This window comes from Mesorhizobium sp. M1328 (assembly GCF_040318075.1).
Lineage (GTDB): Bacteria > Pseudomonadota > Alphaproteobacteria > Rhizobiales > Rhizobiaceae > Mesorhizobium.
The window spans coordinates 130,440-148,017 of record NZ_JAMYLO010000014.1 but is presented as its reverse complement, the minus strand read 5'-3'; the positions used below and the strand labels follow the sequence as shown (position 1 = coordinate 148,017).

The 17,578-nt window shown below is 61.8% G+C and carries 16 protein-coding genes; 10 read left to right on the top strand and 6 right to left on the bottom strand.

Going from position 1 to position 17,578, the window contains the following annotated elements; translation table 11 throughout:
• Positions 1-57: 57 nt before the first annotated feature.
• Positions 58-1,317, bottom strand: a complete 1,260-nt coding sequence (locus NKH23_RS23045; RefSeq protein ID WP_352978409.1) for a sarcosine oxidase subunit beta — start codon at positions 1,315-1,317, stop codon at positions 58-60.
• A gap of 223 nt (positions 1,318-1,540) precedes the next feature.
• On the opposite strand from NKH23_RS23045, the gene NKH23_RS23040 reads away from it, so the two are divergent.
• From NKH23_RS23040 to NKH23_RS23005, 8 genes are all read left to right on the top strand, one after another.
• Positions 1,541-4,030, top strand: a complete 2,490-nt coding sequence (locus NKH23_RS23040; protein ID WP_353025980.1) for a mechanosensitive ion channel family protein — start codon at positions 1,541-1,543, stop codon at positions 4,028-4,030.
• A gap of 156 nt (positions 4,031-4,186) precedes the next feature.
• Entirely contained in the window at positions 4,187-4,450 is a 264-nt protein-coding gene (locus NKH23_RS23035; protein ID WP_023676533.1) for a hypothetical protein, read from the top strand.
• Positions 4,451-4,717: 267 nt separating this feature from the next.
• A complete protein-coding gene (locus NKH23_RS23030; protein ID WP_352978406.1) occupies positions 4,718-7,279 on the top strand; it encodes a GcvT family protein in 2,562 nt (853 codons plus the stop codon).
• A gap of 145 nt (positions 7,280-7,424) precedes the next feature.
• Complete coding sequence (locus tag NKH23_RS23025; RefSeq protein ID WP_352719714.1) at positions 7,425-8,249, top strand: site-2 protease family protein; 825 nt, start codon at positions 7,425-7,427, stop codon at positions 8,247-8,249.
• Between the two features lie 100 nt (positions 8,250-8,349).
• Positions 8,350-9,198 (top strand): DUF1194 domain-containing protein, encoded by an 849-nt coding sequence (locus NKH23_RS23020; RefSeq protein ID WP_352719713.1) that lies wholly within the window; start codon positions 8,350-8,352, stop codon positions 9,196-9,198.
• 115 nt (positions 9,199-9,313) lie between these two features.
• Entirely contained in the window at positions 9,314-10,264 is a 951-nt protein-coding gene (locus NKH23_RS23015) for an ABC transporter substrate-binding protein (protein ID WP_352719712.1), read from the top strand.
• Between the two features lie 71 nt (positions 10,265-10,335).
• On the top strand, positions 10,336-11,112 hold the full coding sequence (locus NKH23_RS23010; RefSeq protein ID WP_292654712.1) for an ABC transporter permease: 777 nt from the start codon (positions 10,336-10,338) through the stop codon (positions 11,110-11,112).
• Positions 11,109-11,894 (top strand): ABC transporter ATP-binding protein, encoded by a 786-nt coding sequence (locus tag NKH23_RS23005; RefSeq protein ID WP_352719710.1) that lies wholly within the window; start codon positions 11,109-11,111, stop codon positions 11,892-11,894. Before NKH23_RS23010 ends, NKH23_RS23005 begins: the two co-directional genes overlap by 4 nt.
• Before the next feature lie 31 nt (positions 11,895-11,925).
• On the opposite strand, the gene NKH23_RS23000 is transcribed toward NKH23_RS23005, so the two are convergent.
• The 3 genes from NKH23_RS23000 to NKH23_RS22990 all read right to left on the bottom strand — a co-directional run bounded on the left by NKH23_RS23000 (position 11,926) and on the right by NKH23_RS22990 (position 13,869).
• A complete protein-coding gene (locus NKH23_RS23000) occupies positions 11,926-12,864 on the bottom strand; it encodes a GlxA family transcriptional regulator (RefSeq protein WP_302895626.1) in 939 nt (312 codons plus the stop codon).
• Positions 12,865-13,213: 349 nt separating this feature from the next.
• Positions 13,214-13,348: a hypothetical protein gene (locus NKH23_RS22995; RefSeq protein ID WP_013894968.1), complete on the bottom strand. Its 135-nt coding sequence runs from the start codon at positions 13,346-13,348 to the stop codon at positions 13,214-13,216.
• A 335-nt stretch (positions 13,349-13,683) separates the two neighbouring features.
• Complete coding sequence (locus NKH23_RS22990; protein WP_352452109.1) at positions 13,684-13,869, bottom strand: hypothetical protein; 186 nt, start codon at positions 13,867-13,869, stop codon at positions 13,684-13,686.
• Positions 13,870-14,100: 231 nt separating this feature from the next.
• Here NKH23_RS22990 and NKH23_RS22985 point away from each other — a divergent pair, with 231 nt between their 5' ends.
• Positions 14,101-15,000, top strand: a complete 900-nt coding sequence (locus NKH23_RS22985) for a LysR substrate-binding domain-containing protein (RefSeq protein WP_352913224.1) — start codon at positions 14,101-14,103, stop codon at positions 14,998-15,000.
• 6 nt (positions 15,001-15,006) lie between these two features.
• Here the strand turns inward: NKH23_RS22985 and NKH23_RS22980 are convergent, their stop codons facing one another.
• Together NKH23_RS22980 and NKH23_RS22975 are read right to left on the bottom strand one after the other, a co-directional pair.
• Positions 15,007-15,990: an alpha/beta hydrolase gene (locus tag NKH23_RS22980; RefSeq protein WP_292654722.1), complete on the bottom strand. Its 984-nt coding sequence runs from the start codon at positions 15,988-15,990 to the stop codon at positions 15,007-15,009.
• Positions 15,991-16,258: 268 nt separating this feature from the next.
• The gene (locus NKH23_RS22975; RefSeq protein ID WP_352467719.1) at positions 16,259-16,441 is read right to left on the bottom strand and encodes a hypothetical protein; all 183 of its coding nucleotides are present in this window, start codon (positions 16,439-16,441) and stop codon (positions 16,259-16,261) included.
• Positions 16,442-16,716: 275 nt separating this feature from the next.
• Between NKH23_RS22975 and NKH23_RS22970 the strand changes: the two genes are divergently transcribed.
• Entirely contained in the window at positions 16,717-17,550 is an 834-nt protein-coding gene (locus NKH23_RS22970; protein WP_352978402.1) for a class I SAM-dependent methyltransferase, read from the top strand.
• The last annotated feature ends 28 nt before the right edge of the window (positions 17,551-17,578 follow it).

Below are 17,578 nucleotides of genomic sequence, written 5' to 3'. Positions count from 1 at the left end.
TTCTCGTTTGACCATGATCTTGTCCGAAAACCGGTTTCCACTTTTCGGGATCATGGCCTAATGCAGCCGGGGCGTGGCGCCCTGGCCCTTGTCGTCGATCACCAGGCCACGGTAAAAGCGGTCGAGCGTGAAGGCCGCATTGAGATCGTGCGGCTCGTCCTTGGCAATGGTCCAGGCAAAGCACCAGCCGGAAGCCGGCGTCGCCTTGAAGCCGCCATAGCACCAGCCGCAATTGAGATACATGCCCGGCAGCGGACCGGTGGTGATGATTGGCGAGCCGTCCATCGACATGTCGCAGACGCCGCCCCATGAGCGCAGCATGCGGACGCGGGCGAGCCCCGGGAATAGCGCCAGCATCTCGCTCATCACCTCATCGACGATCGGCAGGCTGCCGCGTTGGGCGTAGCTGTTGTAGCCGTCGAGATCGCCGCCATAGACAAGGCCGCCCTTGTCCGATTGCGACATATAAAAATGGCCCATGCCGAAGGTCAGGACCGTATCGATGAAGGGTTTTAGCGATTCCGTGACGAAGGCCTGCAGCACGTGGCTCTCGATCGGCATCGTCTCGATGCCGGCAAGCCGCATGACCCGCCCGGTGCTGCCGGCCACTGCGACGGCTACCTTTTTGGCGCGGATTTCGCCGCGCGTCGTCGTGACGCCGGTGATGCGGTCGCCGTCGCGCAGGAAGCCGGTGACCTCGCAGTTTTCGATGATGTCGACGCCGCGGCGATCTGCGCCGCGCGCATAGCCCCAGGCGACCGCGTCGTGGCGGGCGGTGCCGGCGCGCCGCTGCATCAGGCCACCGACGATCGGGAAACGCGCGGTGGCCGAGACGTCGAGCGCCGGCACCAGGCGCGCGATTTCGGCGGGGGTCATCAGTTCGGCGTCGACGCCGAGATGGCGCATGGCGTTGCCACGCCGGGCATAGTCGTCGAGCTGGGCAGGTGTGTGGGCGAGGTTCAGGCAGCCGCGCTGCGAGAACATGACGTTGTAGTTGAGGTCATGGGCCAGGTTCTCCCACAGCTTCATCGAATGCTCGTAAAAGCGCGTGTTGGCCGGCAGGAGATAGTTGGAACGGACCGCCGTGGTGTTGCGGCCGACATTGCCGGAGCCGAGCCAGCCCTTCTCCAGCACCGCGACATTGGTGATGCCGTGCTCCTTGGCTAGATAGTAAGCGGTCGACAGGCCATGGCCGCCGCCGCCGATGACGATCACGTCGTAGGACGCTTTCGGGTCGGGCTTGCGCCAGGCCGGCTTCCAGTCCTTGTTTCCGGTCAGCGCGTTTTTGAGAAGCGAAAAGGCCGAATATTCCGCCATTCTTATTGTCATCCATTTCAGGCTTTGCGGCAGACTATAGAGCAGGCCGCCAATGCAAAGCCAAGATTGCGCCATCGCTTTTCGACTCCCCGACTTCGATTGGCGACTTCGATTGGCCGACTTCGAAAGCGGGCCGTCAGGGACGGCTTGCCCCCAGATATGTCGGTCTTTATCAAGAGCGGGCCTTTAGAACGCCTTATCGCCCGTGAGTCGCCAGACAATCATGTTTTTCCGACTGATCCGTTTCGTTCTGGTCCTGGCGCTTGTCGCCACGGCGCCGCTTTCGTTGCGAGCGGTGGCGCAAGGGCTTGGCCAGGCGCCTGCGGGACTGGTCAGTGATCAGCAGAAGATCCTCCAAGATCTGACGACAAAGACCGACAACCTCGAAAAGAAGATCCAGCAGGACGGCGACGATGACGCCAGCCTTGTCGATATTCGGCTGCAGCTGGAAGAAATGTCGCGCGCTTCGCTGAACAGCGCGCTCGCTTTCCGGCCGCGGCTGAGCGAGATCAACAGTCGGCTCGAGCAGTTGGGTCCGCCACCGGCCGCGGGCCAGCCGGCCGAGCCCGATATCGTGACCGGCGAACGCCAGGCGCTGGCCTCCGAAAAAGCCGAAATCAATGCCGTCATCGCCACGGCGCAAACCCTGTCGATCCGCATCAGCGGGCTGATCGAGCAGATAGGCAACATGCGCAGCCAGCTGTTCCGCAATCAGCTCACCAAGCGCTACGTGCTGTCGGATGCATTGAGCCCCGAGGTCATTTCCGACGCCAACGACGAATTTACCAGTTTCTATAAGGCGGTGTCGTCCTGGCTGAGCTTCGCCTTCAAGTTCAAGTTCCAGGCCATTCTTGCCGCGGCCCTGATGGCGCTCGCGCTGGCTGCTGTGCTTTTCGTCGGCGGGCGGCGCCTGTTCGGCCGCGTCTTCGAAGCCGATCCTTCCGTCGAGGATCCCTCCTATCTCAGCCGCTTGTCGGTGGCGTTCTGGTCGACATTGCTGCCGACGCTGGCGGTTGGCGTCTTCCTTGTCTCGACCATTTTCTTCTTCAATTACTATAACGTGTTGCGCGGCGACATCGGCATCTTCCTGAATGCGCTGGTTGCCGTTATCGCGGTGGTGTTCTGCGTCAACCGGCTGACCAATTCGGCGCTGGAACCGCGGCTGCCGAACTGGCGTCTGATCCCTGTCGAAACCGGCCCGGCGCGCTGGCTGGTGCGGCTGACCACTGCCATGGCCGTCGCCATCGGCATCAATTATTTCCTGTCGGTCGTCAACGACAAGATGGGCTCGCCGCTGTCGCTGACCATCGCCAGAAGCTTTGTCGCCACCATCAGCGTCGGCGTCATCCTGATCCTGATGAGCCTGCTTAAGCCGTTCAAGGCTGCCGACGGGAGCTGGCGCCCGTGGCCGGCATGGCTGCGCTACACCGCCGTCGCGCTGGGGCTATTCACCATCGCGTCGGCGCTGCTCGGCTTTATCGGCCTTGCCATTTTCGTCTCGGTGCAGGTCGTGGTCACCGGCACGATCCTGGTCACCGCCTATATCGGCTTCCTGTCGGCGCGGGCGATCGGCGAGGAAGGCGGTTTCGCCAACACTTCGATCGGGCGCTGGCTATCGGCCAATTCAAGCTATGAAGAGACCGCGCTCGACCAGCTCGGGCTTGTCGTCAGCGCCGCCATCAACATTATGATCGTGCTGGTGTTCCTGCCGCTGATCCTGTTGATGTGGGGCTTCCAGCCCGGCGACATCCAGGCGTGGGCCTACAAGCTGGCGACCGGGCTCACCATCGGCTCGGTGACGATCTCGGTCACCGGCATCCTCACCGGCGTCGTCGTCTTCATCATCGGCTATTTCCTGACGCGCTGGTTCCAGGGCTGGCTCGACGGCTCGGTGATGGCGCGCGGCCGGGTCGACACCGGCGTGCGCAATTCGATCCGGCTGGCGGTCGGTTATGCCGGCGTCGCGGTCGCGGCACTGGTCGGCATCTCGGCGGCCGGTATCGACCTCTCCAATCTCGCGCTGGTCGCCGGCGCCCTGTCCCTCGGCATCGGTTTCGGCCTGCAGAATGTCGTCTCGAATTTCGTGTCGGGTCTGATCCTGTTGGCCGAGCGGCCGTTCAAGGTCGGCGACTGGATCGTCGCCGGCGACATCAGCGGCACGGTCAAGAAGATCAGCGTACGCGCCACCGAGATCGAGACGTTCCAGCGGCAATCGGTGATCCTGCCCAATTCAAACCTGATCAACAATGCGGTCGGCAACTGGACGCACCGCAACAAACTCGGCCGCGTCGACATCAAGGTCGGCGTCGCCTATGGCAGCGACGTCAAGCACGTGCATGGCGTCCTGTTGGAGATTGCGCGCAGTCATCCGTTGGTGCTGAAAAATCCGGAACCCTTCGTGCTGTTTTCCAATTTCGGCCCGGCCGCACTCGAATTCGAGATTCGCGTGTTCCTGGCAGACGTTCTTAGTGGCAATATCGTCCAGAACGACATCCGCTTTACTATCTTCGATGTGTTCGCCGACCAGCATATCGAAATTCCGTCGGCGCCGCGCGCCGTCGTCGAGACCAAAAAGCACGAGGCGTGGCCGATCGACGACGACAAGATCGAAGTCGAATTCGCCGAGCGAGAGCAAGCAAAAGTCCTCGCGGCGGCAGAGGCGAAACGTCTCGCCAAGTCGGGACGCAAGGTGCGGAAGCCCGATCCTGACTAGCTGTTTGGAGCTTGCCTTCAAGCCTTCGGAAACCAATTGCGGCATGAATGCGGCATTCAGTTGCCGTTCAGCTTGCATTGCATATAAGCTCACCTGCAAACGGCGAGAATGCCTTGCGAAATGCAACAGGGGCGGTGGCAACACCGATATTGCAAAATGTGGAAGTCTCTCGTCGCCGCCATCGCTTTTCTGGCCGTGGGCGGTTCGGCCCATGCCGCCAGCGCGGTCAACAAGGACGCCGAGACCCGCACGCTGATCGTGACGGAAGGCGGCGGCAAGACCGAGCTGGCGCTGGCCGCCGGCGAAACCGTGGAATTTTGCCCGAGCGGCTGTTTCGTTACCTTGCCGAATGGCGACCTCGAGGCACTGACCGGTTCGGAAACGATCGAGATCTCGGGTGGCGTCGCGCGCATCAAGTAACATCGACGCCATGATTTTTGAAGGCCGGGCAAACGCCCGGCCTTTTATTTGCTTCCGGTAATCGGCGATGAAGGTACGCACTTTTCTTCGAAGCTGCGCAGGACTGGCTCTAGCAGCGCCTTCGTACCGAGCAGGGCGAAGGCGTAGGTCTAACTGCATTCGACGAGCTGGTGGCGCGGGCTTTTTTGGCGATGTCGCAAACAGGCTGCAAGCGCGCCGCCGCGCCGCCCTATAGTCTGCCGCAATAGCATCTTGGAGTCGCGGGCAATGGCAGGATTTCCGGAAAAGGCGAAGGTCGTCATCGTCGGGCTGGGCGGAATCGTCGGCGCGTCGGTCGCCCATCACCTGATCGAGCGCGGATGGGACGATATTGTCGGCATCGACAAATCGGGCATCCCGACCGATATCGGCTCGACGGCGCACGCCTCCGACTTCTGCTACACGACCAGCCATGATTTCCTGTCGTGCTGGACGACGCTCTATTCCATCGATTTCTACGAAAAGATGGGTCATTACGCGCGCATCGGCGGCCTCGAGGTCGCCCGCGTCGGCGACGACGCCCGTATGGCGGAAATCAAGCGCAAGATCGCTTCGGCGAAGGCCTTCGGCACACGCGCGCGCCTGATCGATCCCGCCGAGATCAAGGAAAAATTCCCGCTGATCGAAGAACAGATGGTACAGGGCGGCCTGTGGGATCCCGACGCCGGCCTCGTCATCCCGCGCTCGCAGACCGTCGCCGGCAAGCTTGTCGACCAGGCGGAAGCCTCCGGCAAACTCAGGGCGTTTGCCAACACCTCGGCCAGGTCGCTCGTCATCGAGAACGGCCGCATCAAGGGCGTGGTGACCGACCGCGGCACCATCGAAGCCGACTATGTCGTGGTCTGCACCGGCATCTGGGGACGGCTGATTGCGGAAATGGCGGGCGAGGACCTGCCGGTCATGCCGATCGACCATCCGCTTACCTTCTTCGGGCCGTACACTGAGTTCGCCGGCACCGGCAAGGAGATCGGCTGGCCGCTGCTGCGCGACCAGGGCAACTCGGCTTACATGCGCGATACCGGCGACCCCAAGACCGCCGAAGGCGGGCAGATCGAATGGGGTTATTACGAAGAGACCAATCCGCGCCTTTGCCATCCGCGCGATATTCTCGAGAAAAACGAGGCGCGGCTTTCGCCGTCGCAACGCGATCTCGACATGGAGCAGATCCTGGCGCCGCTCGAGCGCGCCATGGAACTGACGCCGATCCTGGGCGAGCTGGGCTACAATGAGAGCCATTCCTTCAACGGCCTGCTGCAGGTGACGGCGGACGGCGGCCCATCGATGGGCGAAAGCCAGAAGGTGAGGGGCCTCTGGTATGCCGTTGCCATCTGGGTCAAGGACGGCCCCGGCATGGGCAAGCTCATCGCAGACTGGATGACGGACGGCCGCACGGCGATCGACCACCACGCCATCGACTATTCGCGTTTCTATCCGCACCAGACCAAAGAGCAGTTCATCTGGGACCGCTGCACCGAAACCGCGATGAAGGTCTACAACCCGGCGGTGCATCCGCGTGAGCCCTTCTCCAAGGCCCGCAATGTCCGCCGCTCGCCCTTCTGGGAGCGCGAGAAGGAACTCGGCGGCTATTTCATGGAGCTCGGCGGCTGGGAGCGCGCCCACGGCTACGCCGCCAACGAGCATTTGCTCGAGAAATACGGCAACCGGGTGCCGGTGCGCCAAAACGAATGGGACAACCGCCATTTCTGGCGCGTCTCGAATGCCGAGCATCTCGCCATGAGCGAGGATTGCGGCATCGTCAACCTCTCGCATTTCGCCATGTACGACGTGGAAGGTCCCGATCATGTCGCGCTGATGGAATGGCTGTGCGCGGCAAAGATCGGCGGCGACGGCAATATCGGCAAGGGCATCTATACGCATTTCCTCGACGAGGAAGGCATGGTCCGCGCCGACCTGACCGTCATCCGCATGGCCGACCGCTGCCGCGTCATCGACGGCGCTGATGCCGGGCCGCGCGACTTCCAGTACATGCGCCGGACGGCAGAGGACAAAGGCTTCGACGTTACCGTCACCGATGTGACCGAGAGATATGTGACCGTCGGCATCTGGGGTCCGAACGCGCGGGCAACATTGGGCAAGGTCGTGGAAAACCCCGACGGACTGACGCCTGAGAATTTTCCCTTTGCCGCGATCAAGCCCGTCAGGATCGCCGGCAAGGACGTGACCGCCTTCCGCATCTCCTATGTCGGCGAGCAAGGCTGGGAACTGCATATGCGCTACGAGGACGGCCTGGCCGTCTGGGACGCGCTGCGGTCGACCGGCGTGATGGCCTTTGGCGTCGAGACCTATGCCAACAGCCGCCGCATGGAGAAGAGCCTGCGCCTGCAGAACGCGGATCTGTTGACCGAATACAATCTGCTGGAAGCCGACCTTGCCCGCCCGAAGGTCAAGGAGGCCGATTTCTGCGGCAAGGCAAAGCATCTGGAATATCGCGCCCGGGCGCATCAGCCGGCCATGCTTTGCACGCTTATCATGACGGACAATACCGATTCCAACGGCGTTCCCCGCTATCCGGTCGGCATGATGCCGGTGATGGATCCGCAAACCGGTGAGACGCTGGTTGACGAGCTCGGCCGTCGGTCGTTCACGACCTCGGTGGTCTATGGTCCGACCCTCGGCAAGAACATCGCGCTCGCCTACCTGCCCTGGGCTTATTGCCAGGAGGGCCGCAAGCTGAGCGTCGAATATTTCGGCGAGAAATACCCGGTCGAAGTGGCCGCCGTCGGCTACAGGCCGCTCTACGACCCGGAGAACCTCAATCCGCGCAGCTGAACGTTGCTTGCTTGCCGATTCTCCACACAGGCAGCCCGAGTAGTGCCAGCAGGACCTGAATGCAGAAGCCCGATTCATCGTCGGGCTTTTCGCTTTGTGGAGCGATGATTCTCGCTTACCGTCGCGCTGCGATTGGGGGGTGCCTTTGCGGCGGATCGGCTGGGACAGAAAAAACGATGCGCTTGTGTTTCAGCTGAACCGGAATATCCCGGTTCGCGTCAGCTGGACCTTGGCAATTCCCATCGTGCTGCCCTTCCTGAACGAGTGGGCGAGCCGACCCAAGGATGCACTGATCCATACCTCTATCTTTGCAGCGCTTCTATTTGCGTCGATATTTTTGCACGAACTGGCACACGCCTGGATCGGACGCCGACAAGGCGTCGCCACCGACAGGATAGAATTATATCTCTTCGGCGGGCTCACGCGTTTCAAACGCGCCGCAGCGCCATCGCCTGCCTGGGCGCGGATTGCGATAGCGGGTCCCCTGGCGAACGTCGCGCTCGCCGCGTTTTTCGCTGCGGCCTATTATCTGGTTTTTGGAGAACTCATCCCAGTTGCGCCCGAAAGGCCATTCGGGTGGCTGCCGTCAAGGTCGGCCGGTCCTCTGGAATGGACGCTTTGGATTGGCGCATTGTTGAACGTGTCGCTTATCGTTCTCAACATCCTGCCCGCCTACGATCTGGATGGCGGCGTGATTGCAAGACATTTGTTCCTGAGACGCTTCGGCGTCCGCCGGGCCGCGCAGATCGTCGGCATCTGCGGCATCGTACTTTCAATTCTGCGTTTTGCGATCATCTTGCCTGCCGCGGGTGCAGGTATTCTGTTGTGGCTTCCGCCGTCATTCAAGCCGAACTGGAGGGCAGCGCGCGGGGTCGGTACTAGAAAACCGAAGCCGGACCCATTCCCTGAGACGGATGTCGAGAAGGCCGTGGAGTGGCGGGGACGGGGCGGGCACCGCATCCACAAATGAAATTCATTTTCCGGCGGTTCGCAAAAATGTGACCGGATGAGCCCGGCTCTCCACCGGGCTTTTCTCTTTGTCGATCGGCGATTTTCGCTTACCGTGCGGCATGTCTGCTTTTGCCCGTGCAAGACATCTCGTCTCGGGCGCCGCCGCGCTGGCGTCGGCGCTGTGGCTGACTGCAAACTCCCGCGCCGCCGAGCCGGTTGATGTCCAACTGGTGCTGGCAGTCGACGTATCCTTGTCCATGTCGCCCGACGAGCTCGAAATCCAGCGTCATGGCTATGCGGCGGCGCTGACGCACGACGATGTCCTGCAGGCAATCGGCGAAGGCGCTCATGGCAAGATTGCCGTCACCTACGTCGAATGGGCTGGCGCGACCTGGCAGCAGGTCGTGGTGCCATGGACGGTGATCGCCAATCGTGCCGACGCTGAGCGGCTGGCAGCGCAGCTTTCCGCTCATCCGCCGGCCAGTGCCAGGCGCACCTCGATCTCCGGCGCCTTAGAATTCGCCAGCGATCTCTTTGCCGAAAGCGGCTTCCAGGGCGTCAAGCGGGTGATCGACATTTCGGGTGACGGCCCCAACAACCAGGGCGCACCTGTCGATATCACCCGCGACGCCGTGATTAAGCAGGGCATCACCGTCAACGGCCTGCCGCTGATGACCAGGGGCGGGTTCAGCAGCGCTTATGATGTCAACAATCTCGACCGTTACTACAGCGACTGCGTCATCGGCGGGCCGGGCTCCTTCATGATCCCGGTCAATGACTGGACGCAGTTTCCGGAGGCAATCCGCCGCAAGCTGGTGCTGGAGCTTGCTGGTCCGGCCTCGCCGCAGCGAGCGGCCGAAGAGGCGGCGCATCCGCCATTGGTGCTGGCACAGGACATCCCCGACACCGACTGCCTGGTCGGCGAAAAAATGTGGCGCGATCGCAGCTGGATGTACAACACCCGCTAATGGCGAAGTTTACTGCCGGTAGTGAGATACCGCAGTGCAGCATCTGCTTCATTGACAAGCCTGTGGGCGTCTGTGACACAATTCCCCATCCGAACACATAAAAAGGGGAACCGAGATGAACAGGATCGGAATTCTTGCCGCAGGCTTGACGCTTGCCGTCGGATTGTCCGCGCCGGCGATGGCCGCCACATCGGTTAGCATCGGCATCAGTGGATGGACCGGCTTTGCGCCGCTGACCCTCGCCAAGCAGGCCGGCATCTTCGAAAAGCACGGCCTCGACGTCACCTTGAAGAAGGTGCCGCAAGCCAGCCGGCCGCTCGCCATCGCCAGCGGCGACCTGCAATGCGCCGCCACCACGGTCGAGACCTGGCTGGTCTGGAACGCCAATGGTGTGACGACCAAGCAGATATTCCAGCTCGACAAGTCCTACGGCGCCGACGGCATTGTCGCCCGCAACGACATCAAGACCGTCGCCGATCTCAAGGGTAAGTCGGTCGCGTCCTCGGCGCCGGGCACGTCGCCCTATTTCATGCTGGCCTGGGTGCTCAACAAGAACGGCATGTCGACCAAGGACGTGACGGTCGTCAACCTGGAGCCGGACGCGGCGGCGCAGGCGTTTCTCGCCGGACAGAACGATGCGGCGGTGACCTATGAGCCGTTCATCTCGGCGGTGCGCGACAAGTCCGACCAGGGCCATATCCTTGTGACCACTCTCGACTATCCGATGGTCCTCGATACAGTCGGCTGCACGCCGGAGTTCCTTAAGGCCAATCCGGATGCGGCCAAGGCGCTTGCCGACAGCTATTTCGAGGCACTCGACCTGATCAAGAGCGATCCCGCGAAATCCTATGAAACGATGGGCGCCGACGTGAAGCAGTCGGCCAAGGAGTTCGAAGAGTCGGCCAAATACCTGAAATGGGCCGACAAGGCCGAAAACAAGCAGTTCTTCACCAAGGAATTCCAGGACTTTTCCAAGACCGCCGGCGAGCTTCTGCTGCAGATGGGCTTGATCAAGGAAGCGCCCGACGTCTCGACATTGGCCGACACCAGCGCCGTCGCCGACTAACCGGCAGGATTGTCGCCCGGCGGCGGCGCGTGCGCCGCCGCTTTTTCATTCAGATCAGAGGACGGTCGAAGATGCCGCGCCCCTTGCATCCGGTCTCGCCGGGCACTCGAACCGTGCTCGGCATCTCGTTCTTCGTGCTGTTCGTGGCGTTCTGGGCGTGGATCACGCTTGGCGGCCACGTCAATCGCATTTTCCTTGCCGATCCGCTGTCGATGGTGCGAGACGGCTGGCGGCTGCTGGTCGAGGACCGCTTCTGGCTCGACATCCTCATCACCATCTGGCGCGTCTTCGGCGGGTTTCTGATGGCGGCCATCGTTGCCGTCCCGCTCGGCATCGTGATGGGCGCCTGGAAGCCGGTGGAGGCGTTCCTGGAGCCGTTCGTCTCCTTTGCCCGCTATCTGCCGGCATCGGCCTTCATCCCGCTGCTCATCCTGTGGGCGGGCGTCGGCGAGCTCGAAAAACTGCTGGTGATCTTCGTCGGCTCGGTGTTCCAGATCATCCTGATCATCGCGGTCAAGGTCGGCGGCACACGGCGCGACCTGGTCGAGGCCGCCTATACGCTTGGGTCGTCCGACAACGGCATCGTGCGGCGCGTGATCATGCCGGCCAATGCGCCCGAGATCGCCGAAACCCTGCGCCTGGTGCTCGGCTGGGCCTGGACCTATGTCATCGTCGCCGAGCTGATCGGCTCGTCGTCGGGCATCGGCTACATGATCATCAACAGCCAGTCGCGGTTGGCGACGGGGCAGATCATCTTCGGCATCATCGTCATCGGCCTGATCGGGCTGCTGTCTGATTTCGCCTTCAAGGCGCTCAACCGCTGGCTGTTTCCGTGGAGCCTGGCGTGAGCAAGCTGCTCATTGAAGGCGTCTCGCGCACCTTCGCCGGTGTCGGCGGCGGGCAGCCGGTCCAGGCACTGATGCCGGTCGATCTGGCGGTTGCTGCCAACGACTTCATCACCATCCTGGGGCCATCCGGCTGTGGAAAGTCGACGCTGCTCAGGATCGTCGCCGGCCTCGAAGCGCCGAGTGAGGGACGTGTTCTGCTCGACGGCAGGGTGGTGGACCGGCCGGGTCCAGACCGTGGCATGGTTTTCCAGTCCTATACGCTGTTCCCGTGGCTGACGGTCGCCGACAACATCGCCTTCGGCCTGCGCGAGCGCGGAATGGCCGAACGAGAGCGGCACGATATCGTCGCGTCCTATGTCGATCTCGTCGGGCTTAAAGGCTTCGAGAACCATTGGCCGAAGCAACTTTCAGGCGGCATGCAGCAGCGCACCGCGATCGCCAGGGCACTGGCCAACGATCCGGAGATCCTGCTGCTCGACGAGCCGTTCGGCGCACTCGACAACCAGACCCGCGGGCTGATGCAGGAACTGCTTCTCGGCATCTGGGAGCGCCGGCAAAAGACGGTGCTGTTCGTCACCCACGACATAGAGGAGGCGATCTTCATGGCATCGCGCGTCGTGGTGATGACGGCGCGGCCTGGCCGCATCAAGTCGGATGTCGCTGTCGACCTGCCGCATCCGCGCCACTATACGCTGAAGACCAGCCCGGAGTTTTCGGCACTGAAGGCGCGGCTGACGGAAGACATCCGCGTCGAGGCGATGCGCACGGCCGAAGTGCATTGACTAGGCAGGCTTCGTTCAGCCGATGGTCCGATCAAGCCGCCAGAAGCTGCTTGCGGTCGACTCGTTCTTGTTGCGGCGAGCGGGCGTACAACTCGCGATAACATTTGGAGAAATGCGAGGCGGAAACAAAGCCGCAGGCGACCGCCACTTCGACCACCGGCAACGACGACTGGATCAGCAGGTGCCGGGCGCGGTCGAGGCGGATCTCCAGATAGTAACGGGCAGGGGAGCGCCCCATCTCGGTGCGGAACAGGCGCTCGATCTGCCGGCGCGACAGGTCGACATGGTCAGCGATCTCGATCAGCGAGAGCGGCTCGGAGAGATTGGCCTCCATCAGCTCGATAATGGTCAGCACCTTGGAATTCTGCACGCCAAGGCGGGCGCGCAGCGGCAGGCGCTGGCGGTCGGTCGGGCTGCGCACGCGATCGGTCAGCACCTGCTCGCAGACGCGGTTAACGAGGCTCTCGTCGAAATCGTCGCCGATCAGCTTCAGCATCATGTCGAGCGCAGCGGTGCCGCCGGCGCAGGTGTAGATGTTCTGGTCGATCTCGAAGAGGTCGGCGAAGACATTGGCCTTGGGGAACGCCTCGGAAAAGCCCGGCAGGTTCTCCCAATGGATGGCGCAGCGCTTGTTGGACAGCAGGCCCGCGGCGGCCAGGATATGCGCGCCGGTGCACAGGCCGCCGACGGCAACGCCGCGATTGTACTCCTCGCGCAGCCAGGCAAAGGCCGATTTGTTCTGATAGCGCTCGACATTGATGCCGCTGCAAACGATGGCCATGTTCGGCCGGTCCGGTCCGGACATTTTCTTGCGCTCTTCCTCCAGCGAGGTGTTGACGGCGCATTCGACGCCGTTCGAGGCGCGCACCGGCTTGCCGTCGATGCTGGCGAGCCGCCAGCGATAGGCTTCATAGCCGAGCATGCGGTTGGCCGAACGCAACGGATCGAGCGCCGTCGCGAAGGCGATCATGGTGAAATCGGGGACCAGGAAGAATACAAACGATCGCCGGATCGGGTGCTTTACGACGTTCACGGGTAGATCCTCACGCTGCAATGGCGCGAACAGGATGTCGCGATCAGCATAGCGACATCAGGAAAAACGTTTCCTGTCAATTGGCTAGATGGCAACGGAAAGACTTTATTTGCGACATGGGTCGCAAATGGGCAATCGCTATGCGGCGAAGGGCACAATGTGCCGCCGGATCGACCAAACGAGCCGACGCAGTCTGCGCACACGAAAACGCCGCCTCGGCAAAGCCAAAGCGGCGCTGGATCGACGTCGACGCAGCGCTAGACTGCTTCCGCCAAGATTTGCTGTCTCAGGCGACAAAGCCGAGGCGCGCGGCAGCCATGGCGCCGGTCTGGCCAGGCATGGTGTTGGCCAGGCGCTGGCGCTCGAGCGCGGTCGTCAGGTTCATTTCGCGGCGGGCAAAGAGGCGGGCAAAAAGCTTCATGATCATCTCCATTCGGTTGCTCAGACGGGTCGCCTTCGCTTGATGGAGTGGGGCAGCTCGTTTGTTGATGATGATATAGGCTTACGTGAGGGGAAACTAAATCGCAAAAGCGAAGCACTTGATATGAAAAGCGACACGGAATGCGACAAATTTGGGCATTCTGCCCAGGATTTTCGATTATTTACAATGTGTTGATTGCCGGCACGGGCTGCTATGCGACTTGCTCATATGCGTCATGCGGCGGCGACATGGCTCGGGGAAATCATTTGAATACAAACAAAAAGGCCTGCCGGGCTGATCTGCGCGGCAGGCCTTCAGCTGTTGATACACACGGTTTACTTTGCTCCAGCCCAGGATCCTACGCCATGGCGAGTGCCGGCCTTGGCGTCGGCAGCTTCGGGCCAGCCGATATCCTTCTGCAGTTCAATCGGCAGTGCGCGGATGGCGCGTTCCGTCTGGTAGCGGGCGCGGGCCTCACTGAATTCGGTCGCGATCCGACCGATGGATGACAGGATAGACATCTCATTCTCCTTCGCGTTGGGCCGGGATTTTCCCGGCGCTTGCAGCGTCAGGCGGTACACCGGGTTTGTTTCAGCTTCATTTCGTGTCGATTGCAGGTCCGTGTCATGGTTGTTTCCCGGACCACTTCGATGCAGCCTGCCTTCGATGGAGTTGACTATCCTCCCAAACTGATGTTCAATCAAACGAAATGGAATGATGGTTTGCATCAGAAAAATTGAAGGTCGATTCCCATGAACGCCCCACTCAATCATCCGCTGCCGCTGCTCGATCTTGATGTTCTGCGCACTTTCGTCGCAATCGCCGAGACCGGCAGCTTCACCACTGCGGCCAATGCGGTCTTCCGCACGCCGTCGGCCGTCTCCATGCAGATCAAGAAGCTGGAGGACATACTCGGCCGCTCGGTGTTCGCGCGCGACGCCCGTTCGGTGACGCTGACCACCGATGGCGAGATGCTGCTCGGCTATGCGCGCCGCCTGCTGTCGATCAATCGCGAGGTGGTGTCGAAGTTCATCATTCCAGACATTGTCGGGGTGGTGCGGCTCGGCTCGCCGGACGATTACGGCGAACGTGTGCTGCCGCATGTGCTGAAGCGGTTCGCACAATCGCATCCATCAATCGCGGTCGACGTCACCATCGACCAGAGCGTCAATTTGCGCCGGCGCATGGACGACCGGGCGCTCGACATCACGCTGCTAACCAACTCCTACAAGACCAGCGCGATCGGCGCCGAAGTGCTGCTCACAGAGCCGATCGTCTGGGCCGGTGCCAAGGGCGGTTGCGCGCATCTGCGCGAGCCGCTGCCGGTCTCATTGTGGGAAGAGGGCTGTGCCTGGCGGGCAGGGGCATTGGAGGCGCTTGGCCGCGAGGGCCGCAACTACCGCATCGCCTATATGAGCGCACACACGGCCGGCCAGCGCGCCGCGATCATGGCGGATCTTGCAGTCGCGCCGCTGCCGAAATCGTTCCTCGGCAGTGACATGGTCGAGCTGTGCCCGAAGGACGGCATGCCTGACATCGGCACCTACAATCTCGCCATGGTGGTGACGCCAGACGCCAGCGCGCCGGTGAAGGCAGTCGCCGACCATATCCGCGCGACGTTTGAGGTGTTCAGGGAAACTGGGAAGTTCTGACCCAAACTACGACCTGAGCGGCGCAACCAGATCGCGAGGGGTTCCGTCGCGGTCTGTCCTTTGCAGCGACAACTCGCCTGCCGTGGCATGGTAACTGTCAGTTTCGTTGGTCAAGAAGGCCACTATACTGTCCCGCGCGCGTCGCGCCTCCGGCATGTCGATCAACGGCCAGACATGGAACATGCCTTGCTCGTGGACGACCTCAATTTCGACGCCGGCCGCGCGTGCCTTTTCCGCGAAGATCAGATTGTCGGGGGTGAGCAGATCGCGTGAACCGGTCAGCAGCAGCGTTTTGGGCAGCACCGACAGGTCGCCGTAAACCGGGCTGATGCGCCAGTCGGTGGGATCTATGCCGGCGCTGTAAAGCCGGATCGCCTCGCGGCCGCCAGCAATGCCTAGCCACGGATCGTTGCGTTCAGCCTCATACATTTCTGGGTTGGCGAGCGACACGTCGAGGCCGGGCGAAATCAGCACGTGGCGTGATGGCAAGGGCAGGCCGTCTTGCGCAGCCATCATGGTCAGCACGACGGCCATGTTTCCGCCGGCGGAATCGCCCATGAAGATGATGTCATTCGCCCTGGTTTCGCCGAACATCTGGCGGTAGACGGCGCCGACCATGCCGAACATGGCGTGGAAATCGTGTTCGGGAGCAATGGGATAGATCGGCACGGTGATGCCGAACCCGAGACGGTCGGCCATGTCGGCGATCAGCCGCCAATGATAGGGTGTGATTTCAAAGACGTAAGCGCCGCCGTGCAGGTAGAGAATCCGCCTCCGCTCGCCAGCCTGGGGAGCGATCTCGTAGACGGGGAAGCCGCTGATCGTGCGGGTTGTGATCTCCAGGCGCGACTGCAGCGACGCAGGCGGCTGATGGTTTTCAGTCTTGCGCGCATAGGCGATCCAGCGCTGCAGGTTCTCCGGGCTGGAAAACGCCTTCTTGCGACTGTACCTGAGGACGAACGACACGACGTGGCTTTTGAGGCTGGGCATGCAGATACACGGACTTCGGCTGAGCCGACTAAGAGAACCCCCGACTATTTCGAAGATTGTGTCGCCACCAAAAAAGTCAAGATTTATGCGATCTCAACACGGTGGTTTGATCCCGGCTGGCGACAAAGCGTCCGGCCATGAAGTCGCTGGCCCAGCGGCGCAGCTCAACGCCGGGGCAGTAATGCGGCGCGCAGCCAATTGCTGGGTGCAGCCGGAGCCGCATTGCGGCCCCGGCGAATACCGAGCAGCTTGCATTTGTCGATGAATTTCATCCGCGCTGCATGCCCCAGCCGACCGAAAGCTGCTTTTCGCTCGAACGCGGCGACACCGGCCAGCCAATGTCCTTTTGGATCTCAGGCGGCAAGCTGTTCAGGATGCGCAGCGACTTGCGCGCTTCGCGTGTTTTCTTGATGGCCGCACCATAGCGGCCGAGGCTTTCGAACATCGACATCGTGCTCTCCTTTGAGTGTTGCGGCGGGACAAGAGATGTTCTCTACCGGCCATCGATGCCGGTTAAATGCACCGCATATGTATCTGGCGGATTTCACGAAAACGGCAGTTTGTTTCAGGCTGGGCTGATCCGGAAACATTTGCATGCAAATGAAATTGGGGCGAAGTGCCGTTGTCGCCTTCTGGATAACCGTCTCGGTGGGCCGGAACTTGTGACCGCTGGTTCACAGCGCCCGGCGCTGTTAGTGTCTTCATGCCGACAGACGAGAGATTGTGATGGGCAGTGCCGACGCAATCAGCGAAATGCCATATGCGCTCGGCCATTCCGAGCTGGAGTTGCGGCGCCTCAGTACCCAAGCACGCCTGATCGACCCGATCACGCGACGTTTTTTCATGGAGGCTGGAATTGCTCCCGGAATGCGCGTGCTCGACGTCGGTTCGGGAGCTGGCGATGTCGCCATCCTGCTTGCCGATTTGGTCGGCCCGACGGGAAAGGTTGTCGGAATGGATACTTCCGCCACGGCGCTCGACATCGCCCGGCGTCGAGTTGCCGCGCTCGGATTGAACAATGTGACGTTCGATATGGGGGATCCCACGGAGATATGCCTGGCGCAGGCCGTCGACGCGATTGCTGGCCGCTACGTCCTGCAGTTTATGCCTGATCCTGCGGCCGCCCTGGCCAAACTGAAGACCCATTTGCTTCCTGGCGGCATCATCGTCTTCCACGAGTTGGATTGGGCTGGCGCGCGCTCGGTGCCGCCTGCGCCGCTCTACGACCGCTGCTGTGCGCTGTGCGCCGAAACTATTCGCCGTCTCGGCGCCGAAACCGGCATGGGTCCGAAATTGCATATCGCATTTGTGAACGCCGGCATTCGTCCGCCATCGATGCGGCTGGAATCCGTTGTCGGTTCGGGCCCGGCGGATGCCGACAAGCTCGATCTTGTCGCTGATCTTGTGCGGACGCTGCTACCAGACATGGAGCGTCTCGGAATCGTCGTCAAAGACGAGATCGATACCAAAACCCTGTCGCCAAGAATGCTCGACGAGGTCGTTTCGCTCGGAAGTGTGGTCATCGGGCGGGCGGAAATCGGTGCGTGGTCGCGCATCTGATTGGTCGTTCAAACCGTCCGACGTTTCT